This is a genomic window from Halalkalibacter oceani (assembly GCF_023715705.1).
GTDB lineage: Bacteria > Bacillota > Bacilli > Bacillales > Bacillaceae_D > Halalkalibacter > Halalkalibacter oceani_A.
Map to the genome: position 1 here is coordinate 1 of NZ_JAMBOS010000135.1, position 247 is coordinate 247.

Consider the following 247-nt stretch of genomic DNA (forward strand, 5'->3'; position numbering starts at 1 on the left):
ATCCGGTACACCAAAATTTCCGATTCCCATATCGATATTTCAGGTTGGCATGCCGGTCAAAAATCATTAAACTGCTCTTCCCTTTTAAATACCCTACAAATGAAGATACACTTATCTTTGGGGGGATACTTACTAACATATGAATGTGGTCTTTACACGCTGTCGCTTCTATAATTTCTACTCCTTTTCTTTCACATAACTTCCTTAAAATTTCCCCTATATCCTTCTTAATTTTCCCATATATCGC

1 protein-coding gene is annotated in these 247 nt (G+C 36.4%); it reads right to left on the reverse strand.

Annotated features, from left to right (window positions below; translation table 11 throughout):
* Nucleotides 1-247: IS200/IS605 family transposase (tnpA, locus tag M3212_RS22480; RefSeq protein WP_251196006.1), on the reverse strand; the 247-nt coding region annotated here is incomplete at both ends.